Source organism: Pseudomonas putida, from assembly GCF_001941965.1.
Lineage (GTDB): Bacteria > Pseudomonadota > Gammaproteobacteria > Pseudomonadales > Pseudomonadaceae > Aquipseudomonas > Aquipseudomonas putida_L.
Genome location: NZ_MKZO01000067.1, coordinates 215968 through 241434, shown reverse-complemented (window position 1 = coordinate 241434; position 25467 = coordinate 215968). Strand labels below are relative to the sequence as shown.

At 64.9% G+C, this 25467-nt stretch carries 20 protein-coding genes; 6 read left to right on the top strand and 14 right to left on the bottom strand.

Features of this window, described 5'->3' with window-relative positions; translation table 11 throughout:
• Positions 1–75 precede the first annotated feature (75 nt).
• Both PSEMO_RS28645 and PSEMO_RS28640 read left to right on the top strand, forming a co-directional pair.
• Positions 76–1176 (top strand): efflux RND transporter periplasmic adaptor subunit, encoded by a 1101-nt coding sequence (locus tag PSEMO_RS28645; protein ID WP_075806239.1) that lies wholly within the window; start codon positions 76–78, stop codon positions 1174–1176.
• A gap of 6 nt (positions 1177–1182) precedes the next feature.
• Positions 1183–4251, top strand: coding sequence for an efflux RND transporter permease subunit (locus tag PSEMO_RS28640; protein ID WP_075806238.1), 3069 nt, complete (start codon positions 1183–1185; stop codon positions 4249–4251).
• A 135-nt stretch (positions 4252–4386) separates the two neighbouring features.
• On the opposite strand, the gene PSEMO_RS28635 is transcribed toward PSEMO_RS28640, so the two are convergent.
• From PSEMO_RS28635 to plsB, 3 genes are all read right to left on the bottom strand, one after another.
• Complete coding sequence (locus PSEMO_RS28635; RefSeq protein ID WP_075806237.1) at positions 4387–5076, bottom strand: DUF4197 domain-containing protein; 690 nt, start codon at positions 5074–5076, stop codon at positions 4387–4389.
• 38 nt (positions 5077–5114) lie between these two features.
• On the bottom strand, positions 5115–5513 hold the full coding sequence (locus PSEMO_RS28630; RefSeq protein WP_075806236.1) for a YbaY family lipoprotein: 399 nt from the start codon (positions 5511–5513) through the stop codon (positions 5115–5117).
• An 89-nt stretch (positions 5514–5602) separates the two neighbouring features.
• Positions 5603–8083: a glycerol-3-phosphate 1-O-acyltransferase PlsB gene (plsB, locus tag PSEMO_RS28625; RefSeq protein ID WP_075806235.1), complete on the bottom strand. Its 2481-nt coding sequence runs from the start codon at positions 8081–8083 to the stop codon at positions 5603–5605.
• Positions 8084–8304: 221 nt separating this feature from the next.
• Between plsB and PSEMO_RS28620 the strand changes: the two genes are divergently transcribed.
• Complete coding sequence (locus tag PSEMO_RS28620; protein ID WP_045189627.1) at positions 8305–8514, top strand: cold-shock protein; 210 nt, start codon at positions 8305–8307, stop codon at positions 8512–8514.
• Positions 8515–8587: 73 nt separating this feature from the next.
• Here the strand turns inward: PSEMO_RS28620 and PSEMO_RS28615 are convergent, their stop codons facing one another.
• The 4 genes from PSEMO_RS28615 to PSEMO_RS28600 all read right to left on the bottom strand — a co-directional run bounded on the left by PSEMO_RS28615 (position 8588) and on the right by PSEMO_RS28600 (position 13777).
• Positions 8588–8965 (bottom strand): hypothetical protein, encoded by a 378-nt coding sequence (locus tag PSEMO_RS28615; protein ID WP_075806234.1) that lies wholly within the window; start codon positions 8963–8965, stop codon positions 8588–8590.
• Between the two features lie 18 nt (positions 8966–8983).
• Positions 8984–9796: a putative RNA methyltransferase gene (locus tag PSEMO_RS28610; protein ID WP_075806233.1), complete on the bottom strand. Its 813-nt coding sequence runs from the start codon at positions 9794–9796 to the stop codon at positions 8984–8986.
• Positions 9796–10947, bottom strand: a complete 1152-nt coding sequence (gene dapE, locus PSEMO_RS28605) for a succinyl-diaminopimelate desuccinylase (RefSeq protein ID WP_075806232.1) — start codon at positions 10945–10947, stop codon at positions 9796–9798. Before dapE ends, PSEMO_RS28610 begins: the two co-directional genes overlap by 1 nt.
• Positions 10948–11185: 238 nt before the next feature.
• Positions 11186–13777 carry a glycosyltransferase gene (locus tag PSEMO_RS28600; RefSeq protein WP_075806231.1) on the bottom strand — a complete coding sequence of 864 codons (2592 nt, stop codon included), beginning with the start codon at positions 13775–13777 and terminating at the stop codon, positions 11186–11188.
• 292 nt (positions 13778–14069) lie between these two features.
• Here PSEMO_RS28600 and tcdA point away from each other — a divergent pair, with 292 nt between their 5' ends.
• Entirely contained in the window at positions 14070–14894 is an 825-nt protein-coding gene (tcdA, locus tag PSEMO_RS28595) for a tRNA cyclic N6-threonylcarbamoyladenosine(37) synthase TcdA (RefSeq protein WP_075806230.1), read from the top strand.
• Here the strand turns inward: tcdA and PSEMO_RS28590 are convergent.
• From PSEMO_RS28590 to pncA, 5 genes are all read right to left on the bottom strand, one after another.
• Positions 14873–15283: a SufE family protein gene (locus PSEMO_RS28590; RefSeq protein WP_075806229.1), complete on the bottom strand. Its 411-nt coding sequence runs from the start codon at positions 15281–15283 to the stop codon at positions 14873–14875. The two genes, tcdA and PSEMO_RS28590, sit on opposite strands and share 22 nt — an antisense overlap.
• Entirely contained in the window at positions 15280–16485 is a 1206-nt protein-coding gene (locus PSEMO_RS28585) for an aminotransferase class V-fold PLP-dependent enzyme (protein ID WP_075806228.1), read from the bottom strand. The genes PSEMO_RS28590 and PSEMO_RS28585 overlap by 4 nt, the downstream gene beginning before the upstream one ends.
• Before the next feature lie 54 nt (positions 16486–16539).
• Positions 16540–17574, bottom strand: a complete 1035-nt coding sequence (dapD, locus tag PSEMO_RS28580) for a 2,3,4,5-tetrahydropyridine-2,6-dicarboxylate N-succinyltransferase (RefSeq protein ID WP_075806227.1) — start codon at positions 17572–17574, stop codon at positions 16540–16542.
• 39 nt (positions 17575–17613) lie between these two features.
• Positions 17614–17961, bottom strand: a complete 348-nt coding sequence (locus PSEMO_RS28575) for an ArsC family reductase (RefSeq protein WP_075806226.1) — start codon at positions 17959–17961, stop codon at positions 17614–17616.
• Between the two features lie 130 nt (positions 17962–18091).
• Positions 18092–18745 carry a bifunctional nicotinamidase/pyrazinamidase gene (pncA, locus tag PSEMO_RS28570; protein ID WP_075806225.1) on the bottom strand — a complete coding sequence of 218 codons (654 nt, stop codon included), beginning with the start codon at positions 18743–18745 and terminating at the stop codon, positions 18092–18094.
• 210 nt (positions 18746–18955) lie between these two features.
• Between pncA and PSEMO_RS28565 the strand changes: the two genes are divergently transcribed.
• On the top strand, positions 18956–20602 hold the full coding sequence (locus tag PSEMO_RS28565; protein ID WP_075806224.1) for a Na+/H+ antiporter: 1647 nt from the start codon (positions 18956–18958) through the stop codon (positions 20600–20602).
• Positions 20603–20847: 245 nt separating this feature from the next.
• Positions 20848–21504 carry a hypothetical protein gene (locus PSEMO_RS28560; protein ID WP_075806223.1) on the top strand — a complete coding sequence of 219 codons (657 nt, stop codon included), beginning with the start codon at positions 20848–20850 and terminating at the stop codon, positions 21502–21504.
• Positions 21505–21528: 24 nt separating this feature from the next.
• Here the strand turns inward: PSEMO_RS28560 and dapC are convergent, their stop codons facing one another.
• Together dapC and PSEMO_RS28550 are read right to left on the bottom strand one after the other, a co-directional pair.
• Positions 21529–22725 (bottom strand): succinyldiaminopimelate transaminase, encoded by a 1197-nt coding sequence (gene dapC, locus PSEMO_RS28555; RefSeq protein WP_075806222.1) that lies wholly within the window; start codon positions 22723–22725, stop codon positions 21529–21531.
• 24 nt (positions 22726–22749) lie between these two features.
• Entirely contained in the window at positions 22750–25452 is a 2703-nt protein-coding gene (locus PSEMO_RS28550) for a [protein-PII] uridylyltransferase (protein ID WP_075806221.1), read from the bottom strand.
• Positions 25453–25467: the final 15 nt, after the last annotated feature.

The following is a 25467-nucleotide window of genomic DNA, read 5'->3' as shown; positions in this document are numbered from 1 at the left end:
CACCGCAACCCACTCATTTAATATACCCACCAGTATAAATATTCGAAGCACCCCCTTCGCGAAAGGTCATTACCCATGTTGCGTCATGCCTTGCCCCTCGCTCTGCCCACCGTTCTGGTCGCGCTGTTGTCCGCTTGCGGGCAGGAAGCCGCGGCGCCAACCGTTATTCGTCCCGCCATGGTGGTGCAGCCGCAGCCGGCTTCGGCTGCGGTGGACAGCTACCCCGGCGAGGTGCGCGCGCGCTTCGAGCCGGAGCTGGCGTTTCGCATCGGCGGCAAGGTGAGCAAGCGGCTGGTGGAGGAGGGGCAGCGGGTCAAGGCCGACCAGCCGCTGGCCGAACTGGACCCGCAGGACGTGCGCCTGCAACTGGAAGCCACCCGCGCCCAGGTCGCCGCCGCCGAGGCCAACCTGAGCCTGGTGCAGGCCGAGCGCGATCGCTACAAGAAGCTCCTTGACCGGCAGATGGTCAGCCATTCCCAGTACGACAACGCGGAAAACCTCTATCGCGCCGGACTTGCCCGGCTCAAGCAGGTGCGCGCCGAGTTCGACGTGGCCGGCAACCAGGCCGGCTATTCGGTACTGCGCGCCTCCCAGGACGGCGTGGTGTCCAAGCGCCAGGTGGAAGTCGGCCAGGTGGTCGCCGCCGGCCAGACCGTGTTCACTCTGGCCGCCGACGGCGAGCGCGAGGTGCTGATCAGCCTGCCCGAGCAGAACTTCGGCCGCTTCAGCGTGGGCCTGCCGGTCACCGTGGAGCTGTGGTCGCAGCCCGGCCAGCGTTTCGATGGCCGCATCCGCGAGCTGTCGCCGGCCGCCGACCCGCGTTCGCGCACCTTCGCCGCACGCATCGCCTTCAACACCGGCAAGCTGCCCGCCGAGCTGGGCCAGAGCGCCCGGGTCTTCATCCAGCATGCCGAACAGATTCCCCTGGCCGTGCCGCTCTCGGCCGTCAGCGCGGAGAACGGCCAGGCCTACGTCTGGCGCGTCGATGCCAACAGCACCCTGCAGCGCGTGCCGGTGCGGGTCGGAGCCTACGGCCAGGACAGCGTGCCGGTGCTCGAAGGCCTCAGCGCCAGCGACTGGGTGGTCGCCGCCGGTGGCCATGTGCTGCACGAGGGACAACAGATACGGCCGGTGGACCGGTCCAATCGCACGGTAGACCTGGCGGCCAAGGAGTAAGTCCCCATGGGTTTCAACCTTTCCGCCTGGGCCCTGCGCAACCGGCAGATCGTGCTGTTCCTGATGATCCTGCTGGCACTGGTCGGGGCACTGTCCTACACCAAGCTCGGCCAGAGCGAAGATCCGCCCTTTACCTTCAAGGCCATGGTCATCCGGACCCTGTGGCCCGGCGCCAGCGCCGAGGAAGTCTCGCGCCAGGTCACCGAACGCATCGAAAAGAAGCTGATGGAGACCGGCGAGTACGAAAAGATCGTCTCGTTCTCGCGTCCCGGTGAATCCCAGGTCACCTTCATGGCCCGGGATTCCATGCATTCGGCGGATATCCCCGAGCTGTGGTACCAGATCCGCAAGAAGGTCGCGGATATCCGCCACACCCTGCCGCCGGGGATCCAGGGGCCGTTCTTCAACGATGAATTCGGCACCACGTTCGGCAATATCTATGCGCTGACCGGCAAGGGCTTCGACTACGCCGTGCTCAAGGACTACGCCGACCGCGTGCAGATCCAGTTGCAACGGGTCAAGGACGTGGGCAAGGTCGAACTGCTCGGGCTGCAGGACGAGAAGATCTGGATCGAGCTGTCCAACACCAAGCTGTCCACCCTGGGCCTGCCGCTGGCGGCCGTGCAGCAGGCGCTGGAAGAGCAGAACGCGGTAAGCACCGCCGGCTTCTTCGAGACCCCGGCCGAGCGCCTGCAACTGCGGGTCAGCGGGCGTTTCGACAGCGTCGAGCAGATCGAGCAGTTTCCGATCCGCGTCGGTGAACGCACCTTCCGCATCGGCGATGTGGCCCAGGTCCATCGCGGCTTCAACGACCCGCCCGCGCCGCGCATGCGCTTCATGGGCGAGGACGCCATTGGTCTCGCGGTCTCGATGAAGGCCGGCGGCGATATTCTGGTGCTGGGCAAGGCCCTGGAGGCCGAGTTCGCGCGGATCTCCAGCAACCTGCCGGCGGGCATGGAACTGCGCAAGGTGTCCGACCAGCCGGCAGCGGTGAAGACCGGCGTCGGCGAGTTCGTCCGGGTACTGGTCGAAGCCCTGGCCATCGTGTTGCTGGTGAGTTTCTTCTCCCTCGGCATGCGCACCGGCCTGGTGGTCGCCCTGGCGATTCCGCTGGTGCTGGCGATGACCTTCGCCACCATGTACTACCTCGGCATCGGCCTGCACAAGATCTCCCTCGGCGCCCTGGTGCTGGCGCTCGGCCTGCTGGTGGACGACGCGATCATTGCCGTGGAGATGATGGCGATCAAGATGGAGCAGGGCTTCGACCGGCTCAAGGCGGCCAGCTACGCCTGGACCAGCACGGCCTTCCCGATGCTTACCGGCACCCTGATCACCGCAGCGGGCTTCCTGCCCATCGCCACTGCCCAGTCCGGCACCGGCGAATACACCCGCTCGATCTTCCAGGTGGTGACCATTGCCCTGCTGGCCTCGTGGGTAGCGGCGGTGGTGTTCGTGCCGTATCTCGGCGAGCGCCTGCTGCCGGACCTGGCCAAGCTGCATGCGAAAAAGCACGGTACCACCAATGGCGAGACCGACCCCTACGGCACGCCGTTCTACCAGCGCGTGCGCCGGGGGGTGAGCTGGTGCGTGACCCGGCGCAAGACGGTGATCGTGCTGACGGTCGCGTTGTTCGTCGGCAGCGTGATGAGCTTCCGCTTCGTCGAGCAGCAGTTCTTCCCGGCGTCCGGGCGCCTGGAACTGATGGTCGACCTCAAGCTGGCCGAAGGCGCGTCCCTGAGCAACACCGCCGAGCAGGTCAAGCGCCTGGAGGAAATGCTCAAGCAGCGTGAAGGCATCGACAACTACGTGGCCTATGTCGGCACCGGTTCGCCGCGTTTCTACCTGCCGCTGGACCAGCAGTTGCCGGCCGCCAGCTTCGCGCAGTTCGTGGTGCTGGCGAAGACCATTGAAGACCGCGAAGTGCTGCGAACCTGGCTGATCGAGACCCTCAACGAGCAGTTCCCCGACCTGCGCTCCCGCGTGACCCGCCTGGAAAACGGTCCGCCCGTGGGTTACCCGGTGCAGTTCCGCGTGACCGGCGAGCACATCGAGGAAGTTCGCGCCCTGGCGCGCAAGGTGGCGGCCAAGGTGCGCGAGAATCCGCATGTGGCCAACGTCCATCTGGACTGGGAAGAACCGAGCAAGGTGGTCTACCTGAACATCGACCAGGACCGTGCCCGGGCCCTTGGCGTCAGCACTGCCGCCCTGTCGCGCTTCCTGCAGAGTTCGCTGACCGGTAGCAGCGTCAGCCAGTACCGCGAGGACAACGAACTGATCGAGATCCTGCTGCGCGGCACCCAGGAGGAGCGTACCGAACTGGCTCATCTGTCGAGCCTGTCGGTGCCCACCGACAACGGCCGCAGCGTGGCCCTGTCGCAGGTGGCGACCCTGGAGTATGGCTTCGAGGAAGGCATCATCTGGCACCGCAACCGCCTGCCGACCGTGACCGTGCGTGCTGATATCTACGGCAAGGACCAGCCGGCGACCCTGGTCAAGCAGATCCTGCCGACCCTCGATCCGGTGCGTGCGGAACTGCCGGACGGTTATCTGCTGGACGTCGGCGGCACCGTGGAAGACTCGACCCGCGGGCAGAACTCGGTGAATGCCGGGGTGCCGCTGTTCATCGTGGTGGTGCTGACCCTGCTGATGCTGCAACTGCGCAGCTTCTCGCGCATGGCGATGGTGTTCCTCACCGCGCCGCTGGGGCTGATCGGCGTGGTGCTGTTCCTGATGGTGTTCCGCCAGCCGTTCGGCTTCGTGGCCATGCTCGGGACCATTGCCCTGTCGGGGATGATCATGCGCAACTCGGTGATCCTGGTGGACCAGATCGAGCAGGACATCGCGGCAGGGCTGGGGCGTTGGCAGGCGATCATCGAGGCGACGGTGCGGCGTTTCCGGCCGATCGTGCTGACCGCGCTGGCGGCGGTGCTGGCGATGATCCCGTTGTCGCGCAGTGTGTTCTTCGGGCCGATGGCGGTGGCGATCATGGGCGGGCTGATCGTGGCGACGGCGTTGACCTTGCTGTTCCTGCCGGCGTTGTATGCGGCGTGGTTCAGGGTCAAGAGAGAGGAGTGAAAACGACGCGGACCTTGTGGGAGCTGGCTTGCCAGCGATAGGGCCCTATCTGGCAACATTTTTGTGAGTGCCGGCCTCATCGCTGGCAAGCCAGCTCCCACAGGGTTTTGTGTTCAGCCTTTATTCGAGGGCAGGTTACAGGGCCCCGAAGACCTTCTTGGCCAGGCTGGTCGCCGCTGCCGCCGGGTTTTCGCGGATGCTGGCTTCCTGCTTGCCGATCATCTCGAACAGGCCGTTGAGCGCCTGCTCGGTCACGTAACCCTCGAGATTCGAGCTGTTGGCATCGACCAGGCCAAAGGTCGCGGCCTGGCTGGCGAACTGGTTGTACTTCTGCGCCACGCCAACCTTGTCGGTCGCGTTTTTCACGATCGGCAGGAATTTCTCACGGATCTGCTCGCGGCTGGTCTTGCTCAGGTACTGGGTCGCGGAATCCTTGCCGCCGCTGAGAATGCCCTTGGCGTCATCCACGGTCATCTTTTTCACGGCTTCCAGCAAAATCGCCTGGGCCTGCGGCACGGCGGCTTCAGCCGCCTTGTTCATGCTGGTCTCCAGTTCGTCGACCTGGGCGCCCATGCCGAACTGCTTCATCTTCTTCGCCGCCTTGCCGAGCTTGCCCGGCAATTCGATGCGCACATCCGGGTTGTTGCTGAAGCCGCCCGGGGTGCCGAGCTGCTTGACGGCAATCTGCGCGCCCTGGCTCAGGGCATCCTTCAGGCCGCCGGAAGCATCTTTCTGCGACAGGTCGCTGAGGGACAGGGCAAACGCGCTGGCAGACAGCAGCAGGCCGGCACACAGGCCGGTCAGGGTGAGGGTACGGCGAATCATGACGACATCCTTATGGAAAAAGCAGGGAAAACGAGGGATCAGCGGACCGCATCGACCTTGATCCGCAGCGGCTGTGCATCGCTGCCGTCGAGCATGACGCTGTGCTGCTCGGTATTAATGAACAGCAGCTTGCCATCCAGTTCGATGCGCGCGCTCACCGCGTAGCGGTGGCCGGGCTTGAGCTGGGCCTTGTCGTAGGACAGGTGGAACGGCAGCGGCACCTGGCCCTTGACCGGGCCATTCTGGCTGGCGAGGGTCACGGCGGGGGCGTCGGCCAGGGAAATGTCCTGCAGGGCGACATTCAGGGTCGCCGTCGGCGGCAGGGCAATGCGTTGCAGGTAGAACACTTCGCCATCCAGCGCGGCCTTGTCGGCAGGGGTGTGGCTGGAGCAGGCCGCGATCAGTGAGGCGCAGCACAGCATAAAGAGTTTTTTCATGGGGTCTCCGGTCCTTGATACCGGCTTGTGGCCGATATCGAGGACTTTAGCGGATTTTTCGGTAGCCGACTTCCCGCACTGCTGTGGGATTATTCGCCGCTTACCGCTTCGTCACGGTGCAGGGCGACCTGGCGGATCGACAGGCGCACCTCTGCCGACAGTACACGCTTGGCCGCGCCCTCGGCCAATTCCCCGAGCTTGTCGTGGAAGCCCAGCTTGCCGGCTGCGTCCGGGCGCAGCACGCCTTGCTCGACCAGGGTCTGGATAAAGTGGCGGAACAGGCTCTTGTCGAAGAACTCCGGGGCATTCAGGCCGTGCAGGATCGACAGGCGCTGGGCCATGACCACGCACAGGTCCTCCAGCTCCTCGGCGCTCAGGCTGTGCTGGCCGCTGTTGAGCAGCAGCGCGGTGGCCATGTAGAAGCGCTGCAGGGTCTGGGTGATGGCCCGGGCCAGCAGGGTCAGCAGGACGAACTGCCGCGAACTCGGGGCCGGGCGCAGGTAGACGTCGTTTTCCTTGCGCAGCAGGCCCTGTTCGACGAAGGCTTGCAGCCACTGGTCGACCACGCCATCGAGCTCGTCCTGCTCCCAGCGGATGAACAGCTCCGATTGCAGGTACGGATACAGCGCGTGCACGTATTGCAGGATCAGCTCGCGGCTCATCCGCGAGCTGCTCTGGAAGAAGCTCGCCAGCAGCGCCGGCAGGGCGAAGATGTGCAGGACGTTGTTGCGGTAGTAGGTCATCAGGACGGCGTTCTGCTCGTCCAAGTATAGGATGCGTCCCAAGGCGTCACGTTGCTCGGCCAGCAGGTCCATGCCGCGCACGTGGTCGATCAGGGCCGCACCGTCGCCTTCCGGCAAGGTGGTATGCGGCGAGTAGGGCACCTGGCGCAGCAAGGCCAAGTACAGGTCGAGGACCCGGGTCAGGGCACGCTCGTCCAGGGCCAGGCGGCTGGTGGAGAGCAGGGCCAGGGCCACCAGGTTGACCGGGTTGATCGCCGCCGCTTCGTTGAGGTGGCGGGCGACTTTCTCACCCAGGCGCGAGGTCGTTTCGTTCAGCCAGGCCGGGCGGAACTGCGGCGCCAGTGGCTGTTCGCGCCAGCCCGGTTGCTGCTGGTCGAGGAACTGGTTGAGGCGGATCGGCTCGCCGAAGTTCACCGAGACCTGGCCGAAACGCTGCTTGAGCGCGCCGAGGACCTTGAAGATGTCGAAGATCGATTCCTTCTTCTTGCTCGCCCCTCGCAGTTCGCCCAGGTAGGTGCGGCCTTCCAGCACCCGCTCGTAGCCGATGTACACCGGGACGAAGACGATCGGTGTGCGCGACGAACGCAGGAAGCTGCGCAGGGTGATGGCCAGCATGCCGGTCTTGGGTTGCAACATGCGCCCGGTGCGCGAGCGGCCGCCCTCGACGAAGTACTCCACCGGGAAGCCCTTGGTGAACAGGGTGTGCAGGTACTCGTTGAACACCGCGGTGTAGAGCGGGTTGCCCTTGAAGGTGCGGCGCATGAAGAAGGCCCCGCCACGGCGCAGCAGGCCGCCGATCACCGGCATGTTGAGGTTGATCCCGGCGGCGATGTGCGGTGGGGTCAGGCCATTGCGGAACAGCAGGTAGGAGAGCAGCAGGTAGTCGATATGGCTGCGGTGGCAGGGAACGTAGATCACCTCGTGGCCGGGGGCGATGCCCTGGACCTGCTCGATATGGTTGACCTTGATGCCGTCGTAGATCTTGTTCCAGAACCAGCTCAGCACCACTTCGAGGAAGCGGATCGCGGTGTAGGTGTAGTCCGAGGCGATCTCGTTGCCGTATTTGAGCGCCGTGGCTTCGGCCTTGGCCAGCGGGATCTTCTCGCGCTCGGCCTCGTCGGCGATGGCCTGGCGCACCAGCGGGTCATGGACCAGGCCCTTGACCAGGTTGCGCCGGTGGGAGATGTCCGGACCGATCACCGCGGTCTTCAGGTTGCGGAAGTGCACCCGCAGCAGGCGCTGGGCCATGCGCACGGTGCGTTCGTGGCCCTTGTTGTGATCGACCAGCTCGCGCAGGTGGATCGGCGCGGAGAACTGCACCCGGGTCTTGCGCCCGAGGATCAGGATGGTCAGCAGCCGGCGCAGGCGTCCGGTGACCGCCCAACTGTCGGCGAACAGCAGTTTCCACGGGCTTGACTCGCTGGCCGGCGACTGGCCCCAGAACACGCTGACCGGAATGATCTGCGCATCCTGCTCGGGCTGCTGGCTGACCGCGCTGACCAGCCGCCCCAGGGTCGGCGGTGCGCCGCGCTTGTACTGGCGGCCGAGCCAGTCGGGCTCCGGGGTCAGGTAGAAGAACGCGGCGGGCTCCATCAGCTCGCCCACGGCCACGGGCAATACCGGGCGTGGAAGCCCGGCTTTGGTGCATTCCTTGTCCAGTACCGCGAGGTCGGTCAGCGACGGCGACTGGATGGCGTAGAACACCGGACGGCTGCGGTCCAGGTTGAGGGTGAAGGAGGACTGGTTGATGGTCTCGGAGCGAACCCACAGGTACAACAGTCGGCGCAGGGCGCCAAAGATCAGGCGGCGCAAGGGGGAATGGGTCATGTGGAGTGTGCTCTGGAAAATGGAACGGTCGTGCAGACAGGCGGGCAAGTGTGCCGTATCCGCGTAAGTTGAGCAAAAACCGGTCTGGTCATGAAAAATAATTTATGTCTGTCTTATACTCGGTCCGCCGTTTGCAGGAATATTCGGCAAGCGGCGTACGCAGGGGTTCCCATTCCCCCGCTGACAAGGCGAGTCCAAAATAAAAATCCGGAGTGTTACTGATGTCGTCTCGTGAGACTGGAAGTGTGAAGTGGTTCAATGACGCCAAGGGCTATGGCTTCATTCAACGGGAAGGCGGGGCGGACGTTTTCGTTCACTACCGTGCGATTCGCGGTGAAGGGCATCGCACTCTGCTGGAAGGGCAGCAGGTCGAATACAGCCTGACCCAAGGCCAGAAAGGCTTGCAGGCCGAGGATGTGATCGGTCTTTAAGCTTTAAGTCGCAAGCTACAAGCTGCAAGTTGACCGCGCCAGACTTGCAGCTTGCCGCTTGAAGCTTGCAGCTTCAGTGGGTGCGCCAGGTAATCTCTTCTTCACCATCGGCACTGATGCGGATCCAGCGATCAGCGTCTTCCTCGCCTTCTTCCTCGACCCAGCTACCCGGTGCGCAGCGCACTTCGACGTTCAGTGCGGCATGGGCAGCCCGAGCGCAGGCGATGTCGTCTTCCCACGGCGTGCTGTCACTTTCCAGGTAGAGACTGTTCCATTTTCCTACGGCCTTGGGCAGCCAGGTAACAGGAATGTCACCGGCGGTGCATTTGAAGGTCTGGCCTTTCTGCTTCCACTCGCTGCACGGACCGACGGCGTCGTTGAGCCAGGCGGTGATCTGCTTGTGGTCGACGTCGGCGTCCTTCAGGTAAATCTCGATATCGGGTTGGCGCATGGGATTCTCCGGAAAGGCTCAGTCCTGCAGGACAAAATAGTCGTAACGCATCGATACCGTCACGTCGAACGGCGCCGCCTGGTCGATCACCGCCGCCCGCCGTTCGGCGCTGGCGCGCCAGCCGTGGGGCGTCATCGCCAGCAGGTTGGCGCGGTCGGCGGGGTTGGCCAGGCTCAGGCGGAATTCGAGGATTTCGCTGTGGGCGTGGGCCATGTCCGCCGGGACCAGGGCCAGGTGCTTGTCGTCGGCGTAGTCGCGCACTTCGTCGTAGAGCTTCTCGCGCAACTCCATCAGGTGGCCGCTGGTCGGGCCGACCCGCATCAGGCCGCCGCCGGGGCTCAGCAGGCGGCGTGCCTCCTGCCAGTCCAGCGGGCTGAAGACGCTGGCAATGAACTGGCAACTGGCATCGGCCAGCGGCACCCGGGCCATGCTCGCCACCAGCCAGGTCAGTTGCGGGCTGCGCTTGCAGGCGCGCTTGACCGCCTCGCGGGAGATGTCCAGGGCATAGCCATCGGCCTTTGGCAGGGCTTCGGCCAGTTGCGCCGTGTAGTAACCCTCGCCGCAGCCGATATCTACCCAGCGCGCGGGCGTGCGCTCGGCGGCCAGTTCGGCCAGGCGTTTCGCCACCGGTGCGTAATGACCCGCGTTGAGAAAGTCGCGACGGGCTTCGACCATGGCCTGGTTGTCGCCGGGGTCGCGGCTGTTCTTGTGCTGCACCGGCAGCAGGTTCAGGTAGCCCTGGCGGGCCCGGTCGAAACGGTGGCCGGCGGGGCAGCCGACACCGTTGTCGAGGTCGCGCAGGGGCTCGCGGCAGATGGGGCAGGCGAGCATCAGGCGAGCAACCGGGTCAGGGTCTGGTAGTAGATCTCGGTCAGCACATCGAGGTCGCTGGCGAGGACGCGCTCGTCGACCTGGTGGATGGTGGCGTTGACCGGGCCCAGTTCGACCACTTGGGTGCCCAGGGTGGCGATAAAGCGACCGTCGGAGGTGCCGCCGCTGGTGGAGGCCTTGGTCTCGCGACCGGTGACCGCCTTGATGCTGGCCGATACCGCGTCCAGCAGGTCGCCCGGTTCGGTGAGGAACGGCAGGCCGGACAGCGCCCATTCCACGTCCCAGTCCAGTTGGTGCTTGTCGAGGATCGCCGAGACGCGCTGCTGCAGGCCTTCGACGGTGGATTCGGTGGAGAAGCGGAAGTTGAACAGCGCGGTCAGCTCGCCCGGGACCACGTTGGTGGCGCCGGTGCCGGAGTTCAGGTTGGAGATCTGGAAGCTGGTCGGCGGGAAGAACGCGTTGCCTTCATCCCAGTGCTCGGCGGCAAGTTCCGCCAGGGCCGGGGCGGCCAGGTGGATCGGGTTGCGGGCCAGGTGCGGGTAGGCCACGTGGCCTTGCTTGCCGCGTACGGTGAGCTTGGCGCCGAGGGAGCCGCGACGGCCGTTCTTGACCACGTCGCCGACCAGGGTGGTGCTCGACGGTTCGCCGACGATGCACCAGTCCAGGCGCTCGCCCCGCGCGCGCAGGCGCTCGACCACGGCCTTGGTGCCGTGGTGGGCCGGGCCTTCTTCATCGCTGGTGATCAGGTAGGCGATCTTGCCGCGGTGGTTCGGGTAGTCGGCGACGAAGCGCTCGGTGGCGACGATCATCGATGCCAGGCTGCCCTTCATGTCGGCGGCGCCGCGCCCGCAGAGCATGCCGTCGGCGTCGATCAGCGCCTCGAACGGATCGTTCTGCCAGGCCTGCACCGGGCCGGTGGGGACCACGTCGGTATGGCCGGCGAAGCACAGCACCGGACCGTCCTGGGTGCCGTGGGTGGCCCAGAAGTTATCGACGTCCTCGATGCGCATCGGCTCGAGCATGAAACCCGCGTCGCCCAGGCGCTGCATCATCTGTTTCTGGCAATCGAAGTCGAGCGGGGTCACCGAAGGGCGGCGGATCAGGTCGCAGGCCAGTTCGAGGGTGGGCGAGAGTTCGGCGGGGGCCGTCATGAGGGACTCCGGGAGCAAGGCAGGGGGTACGATTTTGGGGCGTTATCTTATAGCAAAAGCGCGGTGGCAGGACGCCGGATCGCTGCTGTTTGTCCGGGAAGGGAAGGTAATGGCAGGGATTGCACGGCCCCTGTGGGAGCTGGCTTGCCAGCGATGAGGCCGGCACTGACGATGATGTTGTCAGATCTGGCCCTATCGCTGGCAAGCCAGCTCCCACAGGTGCGGTGCAGTGCTTGAGTCAGGCGGCGGGAGCCTGCTCCACGGCCTCGGCCGGCTTCGGCAGCGACGACAGCAACGCCATCACCAGCGCCGCCACATATGGCAGCGACTGCACCAGCAGCATTGCCACCCAGAAGCGCATGTCATTGCTCGGCAAACCCTGGACCAGATAGATCCCCGCCGCCGCGCCCCACAACAGCAGCATGATGAACAGCTCTTCCCGGGCTTCCGACAAGGCCACCAGCAGCCCATGGCTGTCGGCATTCTTCGGCGTGCGGAAGAACGGAATGCTGCTGGTGAAGAACCCGTACAGCACCGCCTTGGCAATGGTGTGGGACAACGCCAGCCCGGCCAGCGCCGCAGCGAAGGCGTCCTTCAGGTTGACCCCCACCGCACGGCGATACAGGAACACGATCTTGCCCACCTTGAACACGAACAGCGCCAGCGGCGGGATCGCGAAGATCAGCAGCGGCGGGTCGACGCGCTGCGGCACGATGATCATCGCCGCCGACCAGAGCAGTGCGCCGATGGTGAAGAAGATGTTCATGCCGTCGGCGATCCACGGCAGCCAGCCGGCCAGGAAGTGATAACGCTGGCCACGGGTCAGCTCGGTGTCCTTGCCGCGCAGCAGGCTGGCGGTGTGGCGCTTGATGATCTGGATGGCGCCGTAGGCCCAGCGGAAACGCTGTTTCTTGAAGTCGATGAAGGTGTCCGGCATCAAGCCCTTGCCGTAGCTGTTGTGGGCATAGGCGGCGGACAGGCCTTTTTCGAACACGCGCAGGCCCAGCTCGGCATCCTCGCAGATGCACCAGTCGGCCCAGCCCAGTTCTTCCAGGACCGAACGCCGGGTCATGGTCATGGTGCCGTGCTGGATGATCGCGTCACGGTCGTTGCGGGTGACCATGCCGATATGGAAGAAGCCCTTGTATTCCGAGTAGCAGAGCTTCTTGAAGGTGCTTTCGTTCTGGTCGCGGTAGTCCTGCGGCGACTGCACCACGGCGATCTTCGGATCGGCGAAGTGCGGGACCATGTGCTTGAGCCAGTTGCGGTCGACGCAGTAGTCCGAGTCGATCACCGCGATCACTTCGGCATCCGGCGCGGTATGCGGGATCAGGTAGTTCAGCGCACCGCCCTTGAAGCCGGCCAGCGGCGAGACGTGGAAGAACTTGAAGCGCTCGCCGAGCAACTCGCAGTGGGCCTTGATCGGCTCCCAGACGGCCGGGTCCTTGGTGTTGTTGTCGATGATCAGGACTTCGTAGTCCGGGTAGTCGAGTGCAGCCAGGGCATTGAGGGTCTGCTTGACCATCTCTGGTGGCTCGTTGTAGCACGGCACATGCACCGAGACTTTCGGCCGGTAGGCATCATCCGCTTGCACCGGCAGGAATTCCCGCCGGCGCTTGTGGGTCCAGACCGCCTCGGCCAGTTCGTGGGCCTCGGTCAGCAGGACGATGAACACCCCGAGCGCCCCGAGCGCGAGGAGGAAGCCCACGGTCAGGCTGAACCAGGTGCTGTATTGCTGGCTGTAGTCGTAGCCGATCCACACCAGTACCGAGCCACAGAGGAACGCGATGAAGGTCAGGAAGGTGCGGCCACGCTGGCGCAGGGCCGAGCCGTCGATCAGCAGCAGGGTCAGGGAGAGCAGGGCGAGGACCACCGAGCCCACCGCCAGCACCCGCCATTGCGGGATCGCCACCACCGGGCCTTCGAAGTTGAATTTCTGCTGGCGGGCAGCGTTGAACACGCCCCAGTAGGCGCCCACCGAGCCTTCGTCGCTGGCCTTCCACGGCTGGTCGTAGGCTTCGATGACAAAGTAGTTGTAGCCCTGGCGGTTGAGCTTGTTGACCAGGGTGCGCAGGTAGATGGCCTGGTCGGCCTGGGTGGCATCGGCACCGCCGCGCATGCGCCCGTTGCTTGGCCAGCCTACTTCGGACAGCAGCAGCGGTTTGCGCGGGAACAGGTGCTTCATGTCGCGGGCACGGTCCAGCACGAACTGCCCGGCATCCTTCATCGGAATGAATTCCCAGTACGGCAGGATGTGCGCGGCAATCAGGTCGACGTGCTTGGCCAGTTCCGGGTGCTCCTTCCAGATGTGCCATTGCTCGGAGGTGGTCACCGGCACCTTCACCGCAGCGCGGACCCGGTCCAGGTACTTGATCAGCTCTTCCGGGGTGATCTCCTCGCGGAACAGGGCCTCGTTGCCGACCATCACCCGGACCACACTACGGGTGGTATTGGCCAGTTCGACGGCTTTCTGGATTTCCCGCTCGTTGCGCTCCTGGTCGGGGCTGATCCACACGCCCAGGGTCACCCGCAGGCCGAACTCCTCGGCCAGGCGCGGAATCTCGGCCTGGGTGCCTTCGACGGTATAGATGCGGATGCTGTCAGTCAGCTTGCTCAGCTGTTCGAGGTCTTCACGCAGTTCCGCTTCGGTCGGGTACTGGCCCTTTTGCGGGCTTTCGCCGAGGCGGAAAGGGGAATAGGAGAAACCGGAGATCTGCTCCGGCCAGTTCGGGGCGGACACCGGGCGGTTGATCAGCGCCCAGAACCCGGTGAATAGCGCGGCGATCGCCATGACGATCACCAGGTTGAGACCAAATTTACGCGATGACATAAGTAGTTCGGGTTCCGGAGAGTGGAACGGGCCGGCGCGGCAAGCGCGGATCCAGGGACGGCGTCGGGTCAGTTCTTGTGGGAATTTCGACCGGGCAGCCATTGGATTTTCTTCAGAAGGCTAAGTTCTGAAACCCGTTGGTGTCGTCCAAGACTTTTTGCAGCGAAGGACATTCGTCGGACATTAAAGCAGCATTGCTATCACTCTTGCCAATGCACGGGCTGTCCGAAGGCGCTGTCATTGCTCTCGCGGGGGCCTATAATGCGCGCCGGTTTTTTGCGGGGTGTGCGTCATGAGCAATGAAGATCCACGGTTTGCCGGCATTGCCCGGCTGTACGGCCTCGATGGCCTGCAACGTCTGCGCGATGCCCATGTGGCGGTAGTCGGCATCGGCGGCGTCGGCTCGTGGACGGCGGAAGCCCTGGCGCGCAGTGGCGTGGGCGAGATTTCCCTGTTCGACCTGGATGACGTTTGCGTCAGCAACACCAACCGCCAGGCTCATGCCCTGGAAGGCAATGTCGGCAAGCCCAAGGTGGACGTGACCGCCGAGCGCCTGCGCGCCATCAACCCGGCCTGCCGGGTGCATGCGCTGAGCGATTTCGTCACCCGCGAGACCATGGCCGAGTACATCACCGAGGAGATCGATTGCGTGATCGACTGCATCGACAGCGTGATGTCCAAGGCCGCGCTGATCGCCTGGTGCAAGCGCCGCAAGATCGCCATCATCAGCACCGGCGGCGCCGGCGGGCAGATCGATCCGACGCAGATCCAGGTCGCCGACCTCAACCGCACCTACAACGACCCGCTGGCCTCGCGAGTCCGTTCGACCCTGCGCCGCGACTACAACTTTTCGCGCAACCAGAGCCGCAGCTATGGCGTGCCGGTGGTGTTTTCCACCGAGCAACTGCGCTACCCGCAGCCGGATGGCAGCGTGTGCCTGGACAAGAGCTTCGTTGGCGAAGGCACCCGCCTGGACTGCGCCGGTGGTTTTGGCGCGGTGATGATGGTGACGGCGACCTTCGGCATGGTCGCCGCGAGCAAGGCAGTGGACAAGCTGGTAGCCGGCGCCCGCCGGCCGTCCGAGCGCAAGGCGGCTCAGGCTCCCGAAGCGAGCTGAGCCATGCGTTGCAGCACCGCGTTCAGGCCGTTGCTGCGGGAAGGGGAGAGCTGGCGGTCGAGACCCAGTTGACGGAACCAGCCGGGCAGGTCCAGTTGCTGCAGTTCGGCGCTGGACAGGCCGTCAACCCGTACCAGCAGCAAGGCCAGCAGGCCGCGGATCAGGCGGGCGTCGCTGGCCGCGGCGAAGCGCCAGCGCCCGTCGTCCTGGCGGGCCACCAGCCAGACCTGGCTTTCGCAACCGTGGACGCGGTTGCCGTCCGACTTTTCCTCATCCGTCAGCGGCACCAGGCGTTCGCCCCACTGCATCAGCAGGCGGGCGCGCTGTTCCCAGCCGGAGGCGGCAGTGAAGGTATCGAGGGCTTCCCGAGCTTCAATCGGCAGGCTCATCGCAGCAGCTCCAGGGCCTGATCCAGGGCGCTGAAGAAGTGCTGCAGGTCGTCCGAATCGTTGTACAGCGCCAGCGACACGCGGATCGCGCCGTCCAGGCCGAGGCTGTTGACCAGCGGCATGGCGCAGTGATGACCGGCGCGCACGGCGATGCCCTGTTCGGTGAGCAGGTGGGACAGGTCGGCGTTGTGCACGCCCTCGACCACGAAGCTGGCCAGGGCCGCTTGCGGGGCGCCGAGAATGCGCACGCCTTCGCGGTCGTTGAGGCCGCGCAGCAGATGACGGTGCAGGGCGGCTTCGTGCTCGGCCACGGCATTGCTGTCGAGGCTGGCGAGATAGTCGAGGGTCGCGCCGAGGCCGATCACGCTGGCGATCGGTGGAGTGCCGGCTTCGAAGCCGAGCGGTGCGTGGCGGAAGCTGGAGTCCTGGTAACCGGCCAGTTGCACCATTTCGCCGCCGAACTGCCAGTGGCGCAGTTTCGCCAGCGCCTCGTTGCGCCCGTAGAGCACGCCGAGGCCGTCGGGGCCGTAGAGCTTGTGGCTGGAAAACACATAGAAGTCGCAGCCCAGCTGGCTCACGTCATGGCGACCATGGACGATGCCCTGGGCGCCGTCGACCACGGTAATCGCCCCTTGGGCGCGGGCGTGGTTGAGCAGCGGTTGCAGTGGCTGCCAGGTGCCCAGCACGTTGGACAGCTGGCTGACCGCCAGGACGCGGGTCCTGGGGCCGATCAACTGCAAGGCGGCCTCGAGGTCGATCTGGCCGTTGTCCGCCAGCGGCAGGATCACCAACTTGAGGCCTCGGCGCTTGGCCAGTTGTTGCCAGGGCAGCAGGTTGGCATGGTGCTCGAGGGCGCTGACGGCGATCTCTTCGCCCGCTTCGAAGCGGTGCTCCAGCCCGTAGGCGAGCAGGTTCAGGGCCGAGGTGGCGCCGTGGCTGAAGACGATCTGGCTGTCCGCCCCGGCATTCAGCCAGGCGGCGAGCTTGTCGCGGCTGGCCTCGAAGGCCTGGGTCGCCAGGGCGCCGGGCAGATGCTGGGCACGATGCACGTTGGCGGCGCCATGAACGTAGTAATGGTTCAGGGCATCGAGCAGGGCTTGGGGTTTCTGCGTGGTGGCCGCGCTGTCCAGATAGGTCTGGTGCTGGCGTTGCAGGGTGGCGATGGCGGGAAAGTCCGCGCGCCAGGAAGAGGGCTGGAACATGATCTTTGGGCCTGGATATCGGGTCTGGCGAATGGCCAGACCCGATCGTACCACTTAGTTGTGGGCGTGCAGCGCTTCGTTCAGCTCGATCGCCGACTTGTGGGTCTTGCACTCCACCGCGCCGCTCACCGAGTTGCGGCGGAACAGCAGGTCGGTCTGGCCGGCCAGGTCGCGGGCCTTGACCACTTTCACCAGCTGGTTCTGCTCGTCGAGCAGTTGCACCTTGGTGCCGGCGGTGATGTACAGGCCGGCTTCGACGGTGTTGCGGTCGCCCAGCGGGATGCCGATACCGGCGTTGGCGCCGATCAGGCAGCCTTCGCCGACCTTGATGACGATGTTGCCGCCGCCGGACAGGGTGCCCATGGTCGAGCAGCCGCCGCCCAGGTCCGAACCCTTGCCGACGAAGACGCCCGCGGACACGCGGCCTTCGATCATGCCCGGGCCTTCGGTGCCGGCGTTAAAGTTGACGAAGCCTTCGTGCATGATCGTGGTGCCTTCGCCGATGTAGGCACCCAGGCGCACGCGGGCGCTGTCGGCGATACGCACGCCGCTCGGCACGACGTAGTCGGTCATCTTCGGGAACTTGTCGACGGAGAAGACTTCCAGCAGCTCGCCTTTCAGGCGGGCCTCCAGTTGCGCTTCGGCCAGTTCGGCCAGGTCGATGGCGCCCTGGCTGGTCCAGGCCACGTTCGGCAGCAGCGGGAAGATCCCGGCCAGGCTCAGGCCGTGGGGCTTGACCAGGCGGTGCGAGAGCAGGTGCAGCTTCAGGTAGGCTTCCGGCGTCGAGCTCAGGGCCGCGTCTTCGGCCAGCAGGGTGGCGACCAGCGGCTTGCTGCTTTCGGCCAGGCGGGTCAGCAGGGCAGCCTGCACCGGGTCGATCGACTTGACCGCTTCGGCCAGTTGGCCAGCCTGGGCCGGGCTGAAGGCGATGGCCTGGTTGCCGGCTTCATAGCCCAGCAGCGAGCTGACCGCGGCGACCAGTTCGGCGGACGGGTTGAGCAGGGGCTGGGCGTAGAAGACTTCCAGCCAGGCGCCCTGGCGGTTCTGGGTGCCGACCCCGAAGGCCAGGCTGAACAGGGAATTGGACATGCGGTTACCTCGTACTGAAATTGATGGAAAGCGGGCGGCTCACTGCAGGGCGGCCGCGTACAGGTCCGGTTTGAAACCCACCAGGGTCTTGTCGCCGAGGTCGAGGACCGGGCGCTTGATCATCGACGGTTGGGCGAGCATCAGCTCGACGGCCTTGGCCTGGTCAAGGTCGGCCTTCTGCGCGTCATCGAGCTTGCGGAACGTGGTGCCGGCGCGGTTGAGGATCTTTTCCCAACCGTGCTCGGCGCACCAGCGGTTCAGGCTGTCGCGGTCGATGCCCTGGGTTTTGTAATCGTGGAAGTCGTAGCCGATGGCTTTATCTTCGAGCCAGGTACGCGCTTTTTTCATCGTGTCACAAGCTTTGATGCCGTAGAGAATGTAAGCCATTGAACTTCAAGGGTCGCCGGTCTTGCCCGGGGCGACCCCGCAACTCCTCGAAATGTGGGGTGGGCGGGATTATGCGGGATCAATCGGCACGGCGCCACGGCTGTGGCGCCGGCTTCTGACCGGCGAGTTTTCAGGCGTTGCCGAGCAATTGCCGGGACTCGATGAAGATCACCCCGGCCTGCTCCAGTTCGGCCATGGCCAGTTCCAGCGAGCCGTTGCTGTCGATGGCCCGGCAGGCGTCCAGCACCACGTAGGTGGTGAAGCCCTCGCGCCGGGCATCCAGGGCGGTCCAGGTCACGCAGAAGTCCAGGGCCAGGCCCACCACGTAGACGCTGGTGATGCCCTTTTCGCGCAGGGCGCCGGCCAGCCCGGTGGTGGTCTTGCGGTCGGCTTCGAAGAAGGCGGAGTAGCTGTCCACCAGCGGATTGCCGCCCTTGCGCACGATCAACTGGGTATGGGGAATGTCCACCTGCGGATGGAATTCGGCACCGTGGCTGCCCTGGATGCAGTGGTCCGGCCACATGACCTGGGGGCCGTAGGGCAATTCGATGACGTCGAAGGGCTTTTCGCCCGGGTGGCTGGAGGCGAAGGAAATATGCCCGGCCGGGTGCCAGTCCTGGGACATGACCACGTTGCGGAAACCCTCGGCGATCCGGTTGACCAGCGGCACGATCGCATCACCCTGGGGCACGGCCAGGGCGCCGCCGGGGGTAAAGTCGTTCTGGATATCGATCACGAGCAGGGCGCGATCGGGGCTATCGTTCTTTACGGCGTCGTTGCTCATCAGGCCTTCCTTGCGTTCACGGTGGCGGAGTTATAGCAGCGCTTATTGAAGAATATTGTTGCGTAGCATGATGTTACATATTGTCCGCTAACCTGCGACTTAGGTGCAGCGGTCTCTTGGTGGCACAGCTCGTTACTATATGTGTCCAATGCCGGCCAGCTGTCCAGTGACGCCAGGCAAGCTTTTGAATCGAACAGGGAAACACGCCACATGCAGTCAGCCTATACCGTCCTCATCCTGCTGATGCTGGTCAGTGTCTCCAAGCTGGTGGGGCGGATGATCCCGTTGCCCCTGCCGCTGGTGCAGATCGGCGCCGGGGCGCTGCTGGCCTGGCCGACCTTGGGGCTGCATGTGGCCCTCGACCCGGAGCTGTTCCTTTTCCTGTTCCTGCCGCCATTGCTGTTCTCCGATGGCTGGCGCATGCCCAAGCGCGAACTGTGGCGCCTGCGCGGCCCGATCCTGACCCTGGCCGTGGGGTTGGTGCTGTTTACCGTGGTGGGTGCCGGCTACTTCATTCACTGGATCATCCCGAGCATCCCGCTGCCGGTGGCCTTCGCCCTGGCGGCCGTGCTGTCGCCCACCGACGCCGTAGCGGTCTCCGCGATCACCCAGGATCGCCTGCCGACCCCGCTGATGCACATGCTCCAGGGCGAGGCCCTGATGAATGACGCCTCGGGCCTGGTGACCTTCAAGTTCGCCCTGGCGGCGGCCATCACCGGAGTGTTCTCCCTCACCGAGGCCAGCCTGACCTTCGTGCTCGTGGCGATTGGCGGCCTGGCCATCGGTGTGGCCCTGAGCTGGCTTGTAGGTCGCCTGCGGGCCTGGATGATCGCCCGCAGTTGGGATGATCCGGCGACACATGTGGTGTTCATGCTGCTGTTGCCGTTCGCCGCCTATGTGCTGGCCGAACGCCTTGGCGCTTCCGGGATCCTCTCGGCGGTGGCGGCGGGCATGATGCAAAGCTGGCTCGACCTGCTGCCACGGCAGACCAGCACGCGTCTACTCAACCGCAGCGTCTGGTCGCTGCTGGAGTTCGCCTTCAACGGGCTGATCTTCCTGCTGCTGGGGTTGCAGTTGCCGGACATCATCAAGGCCGTGACCAGTCACGAAGCCTCGCTGTGGCCGACCCTGGCCTGGCGCTGCCTGGATGTACTGGCGATCTTCGCGGTACTGGTGCTGCTGCGCTTCGTCTGGGTGCAGAGCATCTGGCGCCTGATCGGCGTGGTCCGGCGCTGGCGTGGCAAGTCGGAGCTGGTATTGCTGCCGGACGCGCGTTCCTGCTGGTTGCTGACCATTGGTGGCGTGCGCGGGGCGGTGACCCTGGCGGGCGTGATGTCGGTGCCGTTGCTGATCAGTGCTGGCACCGGCTTTCCGGAGCGGGATCTGCTGATCTTCATTGCGGCCGGGGTGATCCTGTTGTCGCTGGTGTCGGCCTGTATCGCCTTGCCACTGTTGCTGCGCGGGGTGGAGAAGAGCCCGGACGATGCCTTGCAGCAGGAGGCCGATGAAACCTGGCGGCGGACTGCCGAGGCGGCGATTCATGCCCTTGAAGCCGAGGAAACCGCCGAGCCGGGGGCGGCCCAGGATGCTTCCCAGGCTGCGTTGGCAGCCGAGTTGAAGGCGCGCCTGATGGCCGAGTATCGCCAGCAGTTGGACGCTTACAACGACAGCGCTGAAGCCCGGGCGCTGGCCGAGCAGATGGATCAGCTGGAGCGGCGCCTGCGCTTGCGGGCACTGCGGGCGCAGCGCCTGGAGCTGTATCGCATGCACCGGCATCACGAGGTCGGCGACGACGTGGTGCGCAAGGTGCTGGGGGAGCTGGATATGAGTGAGGCGAATCTCGGGCAGGTGAAGTGAATCTTCGTTGCTGCTGATGGCCTCATCGCTGGCAAGCCAGCTCCCACAGAGATCGCGTGCACCGTTAAACCTGTGGGAGCTGGCTTGCCAGCGATGAGGCCATCAGCAACGACGTCAAACGCCTGGGCAAGTGAAGTTCCATGACGAGTTCATGGAGATTCTCTGGAGAGTTCCGCAATCCTCTATTTCGCAGAAACCCAAGGACATAGCCTCTGCCCATCTCTCCTGGTTCGAGGCTTTCATCGATGTCTTTCGATTTCCGCCATTGGCTGGCACTGGCCTGCCTGCTGCCCGCCATCCTGTTGCTCGGCATCAGCTCCGATATGCCGGTGTTCCGCGATGCCGCGCGTATCGAGGCGATCAACAGGCATGAGGACAATGTCGATTACCGGCTCAAGACCGAGCGGTTCAACCAGGCAGTGAAGGAAGAGCTGACGCCCAAGTTGAAGCTGGAAGGCTATGGCATGAGCTTCCTGCTGTTGTCGGTGTTCATGATGCAGATACCCAGGGGCGGGCAGTCAGGGTGCAGGCGGCTTCTGATCCATGGCTTCGGCACCCTCGTCCTTTTTCCGTTGCTGGCCATCGACATGACCATCCGGGATCAGGTACGCAGCCTGTATCCGGCCTGGGGCGACAGTCTGGGGCCGGCCTGGCTGGTGATAGTGCTGCTCGACCTGGCGTTATGGCTGTTGCTGGCGCCATTTCTCTATCAGGCATGCCGGGGTATGCGGGGTACAGGGAGGGTCAGCAGGGGCGTCGCAGCGCTACTGGCGCTGGTGTGTCTGGTGCTGTCAGGTGTTGCACTGGCGACTGGCGATTATGTCGCCCTGGCAGTAGCGGGAGGTCTGCTCGTGTTCTTCGGCTACTTTCTGCGGTTTGCCGCAGAAAATGTGCGGCGCTGAGGTCGTTCAGCGCCGCACCTCTCATCAGCCTTCGATGAACGCGCGAATCCGTTTCGCCGCTTCGACACACTCGGCCAGCGGCGCAACCAGCGCCATGCGCACCCGGCCGGCACCCGGATTGACGCCATCCACCTCACGGGACAGATACGAACCCGGCACCACGGTCACATGCTGCTGCTCGAACAGCCCTCGGCAGAACGCCGCGTCATCATTGCCCGGGACCTTGGCCCACAGGTAGAAGCCACCGTCCGGCTTCTGCACGTCCAGCACCGGGGCGAGGATCTCCAGCACCGCGTCGAACTTCTCGCGGTACAGGTCACGGTTGTCACGCACGTGGGCTTCGTCGTTCCACGCGGCGATGCTCGCCAGTTGGGTCTGCACCGGCATGGCACAGCCGTGGTAGGTGCGGTACAGCAGGAAGCCCTTGAGGATCTCCGCGTCGCCGGCGACAAAACCGGAGCGCAGGCCCGGCAGGTTGGAGCGCTTGGACAGGCTGTGGAACACCACGCAGCGCTTGAAGTCGCTGCGCCCCAGCTCGGCGCAGGCGCTCAGCAGGCCCGGCGGCGGGCTTTGCTCGTCGAAGTACAGCTCGCTGTAGCATTCGTCGGCGGCGATGACGAAGTCGTACTGGTCGGCCAGGGCGATCAGTTTCTTCAGGGTTTCCAGCGGCACCAGGGCACCAGTCGGGTTGCCCGGGGAGCACAGGAAGAGGATCTGGCAGCGCTGCCAGACGTCCGCCGGCACCGCGTCGAAGTCCGGGTTGAAGCCGTTCTGGTCCAGGCAGGGCAGGTAGTGCGGCTTGGCGCCGGCGAGCAGGGCTGCGCCTTCGTAGATCTGATAGAACGGGTTCGGGCTGATGATCAGGCCGTCATCGCTGCGCTGGACCACCGCCTGGGTGAAGGAGAACAGCGCTTCGCGGGTGCCGTTGACCGGCAACACGTGGCGCGCCGCGTCCAGCCAGCCGGCCGGCACGCCGAAACGGCGCTCGCACCAGTGGGCGATGGATTCGCGCAAGGCCGGCAGGCCGAGGGTGGTCGGGTACACGGCCATCTGGTCGAGGTTGTCGGCCAGGGCCTTGGCCACGAAAGCCGGCGAGGTGTGCTTCGGTTCGCCGATCGACAGGGCGATGGCGCGCTTGTCCGCCGCGGGGGTAACGCCGCCCAGCAGGGCGCGGAGTTTCTCGAACGGGTAGGGCTGAAGCTGGTTCAAAGCGTTGTTCATCGGCGCAAAGGTCTCGTCAAGGCATCAAATGGTCAGGCGAAAGGATTCGGTCCCGCTGGCCTGCTCGACCCGCAACTGCTCGACGATGGCGTCCTGCAGGCGGCTGCACAGTTGTGGGTCGGAAAGCGGCTGGTTGTCGGCGTCGGTGATGAAGAACACGTCTTCCACCCGCTCGCCGAGGGTGGCGATCTTGGCGTTCTGCAGCGACAGGTCGAAGTCCAGGAAGATCTTGCCGATCCGCGCCAGCAGGCCGGGGCGGTCGGGGGCGATCAGTTCGAGGATGGTCACCGGGCGCTGGGCATCGTTGAGGATGGTCACCTGCGGCGGGAAGGCGAAGTGCTTCAGCTGGCGAGGCACCCGGCGATGGATGATGCTCGGGTAGTCGTCCGGGTTGCGCAGGGCGTCGCTGAGGCCGTCGCGGATCTGCTTGACCCGCTGCGGGTTGTTGCCGATCGAGCCGCCGTCGTTGTCCAGGACGATATAGGTGTCGAGGGTGAACTGGCTGCTCGAGGTGATGATCCGCGCGTCATGGATGTTCAGGTTGAGCTGGTCCATGGCGGCCACGGTCACGGCGAAGAAATCGTGCTGGTCCGGGGCATAGATGAAGATCTGCGTGCCGCCCTCGAATTCACGCTGGGTGGTCTCCTTGATCAGCACCAGCGGGCCGCTGTCGGCAGGTTGCTGGAGGATTGCATCGGAGTGCCAGGCCACGTCGGCGGAGGTGTGGCGCAGGAAATAGTCATCGCCCAGTTGCGACCAGAGTTGCTCGACGTCGTCCTGGTCGTTGCCTTCGCGGACCAGGATGTCCAGTGCCGCGCTTTGCGTCTGGCGGATCTGCTCCTCGCGGTCCAGCGGGTTTTCCAGGCCGCGGCGCAGGGCGCGCTTGGTCTCGGTGTAGAGCTGGCGCAGCAGGCTGGCGCGCCAGGAGTTCCACAGGCTGGGGTTGGTGGCGTTGATATCGGCCACGGTCAGCACGTAGAGATAGTCGAGGTTGACCTGGTTGCCCACGTGCTGGGCGAAGTCGTGGATCACCTGCGGGTCGGAGAGGTCCTTGCGCTGGGCGGTGGTCGACATCACCAGGTGGTTCTGCACCAGCCAGACGATCAGGCGGCTGTCCCACGCTGGCAACTGGTGACGTTCGCAGAAGGCTTGCGCATCCACCGCGCCCAGCTCGGAGTGATCGCCCTGGCGACCCTTGCCGATGTCGTGGTAGAGGCCGGCCATGTAGATCAGCTCCGGCTTGGGCAGGCGGCCCATGAGCTTGCTGGCCAGCGGGAATTTCTCCGAGACCGGGGTGTACTGCAGCTTGCGCAGGTGCTTGATCAGGTTGAGGGTGTGCGCGTCCACCGTATAGATGTGGAACAGGTCGTGCTGCATCTGCCCGACGATCAGGCCGAACTCCGGCAGGTAGCGACCGAGGATGCCGTAGCGATTCATCCGCCGCAGGTTGCGGTGGATGCCGATCTCGCACTTGAACAGCTCGATGAACAGGCTGGTGTTACGGATATCGTTGCGGAACTTGTCGTCGATCAGGTGGCGGTTTTCCCGCAGCAGGCGGATGGTGTCCGCGCGCACGCCCTTGATCTCGGGGTGCTGGGCCATCAGCACGAAGATTTCCAGCATGGCGAACGGGGTGCGCTTGAACACGTTCGGGCGCACCGCCTCGATATAGCCGTCGTGCAGCTGGAAGCGCGCATTCAGCGGCTGGGTGCTGGTGCTGCTGTCGTCGGCGAGGATGACTTCCTCGAAGTGCTGGATGATCAGGTCGCTGAGCTCGGCGATGCTCATCACCACCCGGTAGTACTGCTGCATGAACTGTTCGATGGCGCGCTTGGGGTTGTCATCGACGAAGCCGAGCAGGGTGGCAATGCTGCGCTGATGATCGAACAGCAGGCGATCTTCGGCACGCCCGGCAAGCATGTGCAGGGCGTAGCGGACTTTCCAGAGGAATTCCTGGGACGCGGCCAGCAGCTTGTTCTCGTCTTCCAGCAGGAAGCCTTCGCCAGCCAGGGCGTGCAGGTTGAGGGTGCCGAACTGGCGCCGGGCGACCCAGAGCACCGTCTGGATATCGCGCAGCCCGCCGGGAGAGCCCTTGACGTTGGGTTCGAGGTTGTACTCGGTGTCGTTGTACTTGTGGTGGCGAGCCTTCTGCTCGGCGCGCTTGGCCAGGAAGAACTCCTTGCTCGGCCACATGTGCCCGGTGCTGGTGACCTCGAGCATGCGCTGGCGCAGGCGCTCGGGGCCGGCGATGGTGCGGCTTTCCATCAGGTTGGTGATCACCGTCAGGTCGGCGCGGGCCTGTTCGGCGCACTCGTCCACCGAGCGTACGCTCTGGCCCACTTCCAGGCCGATATCCCACAGCAGCGTGAGAAAACGCTCGATCGAGTCGCGGAAGATCTCGTGGTCGGCATGCTCCAGCAGGATCAGCAGGTCGATGTCCGAGTGGGGGTGCAGTTCGCCACGCCCGTAGCCGCCCACCGCGACCAGGGCGATATCGGCTTCGTCGCTCCAGTCGAAGTGGTTCCAGGCCTGTTGCAGGATGTTATCGACGAACCAGGCGCGGTCCTCGATCAGGCGACGGATGTCGCGGCCTTCGCGGAAACGCTGGTCAAGCACCTCGCCGGCACGGCGGATGGCCTTCTTGAACGCCGCGATGGGGCTTGACTTGAGGGCCAGTTCCGCCTGGAACTGGCCGCGATCGAACAGCTCGGGATCCACCTGGGGCATCGAATCGTCCTGTCT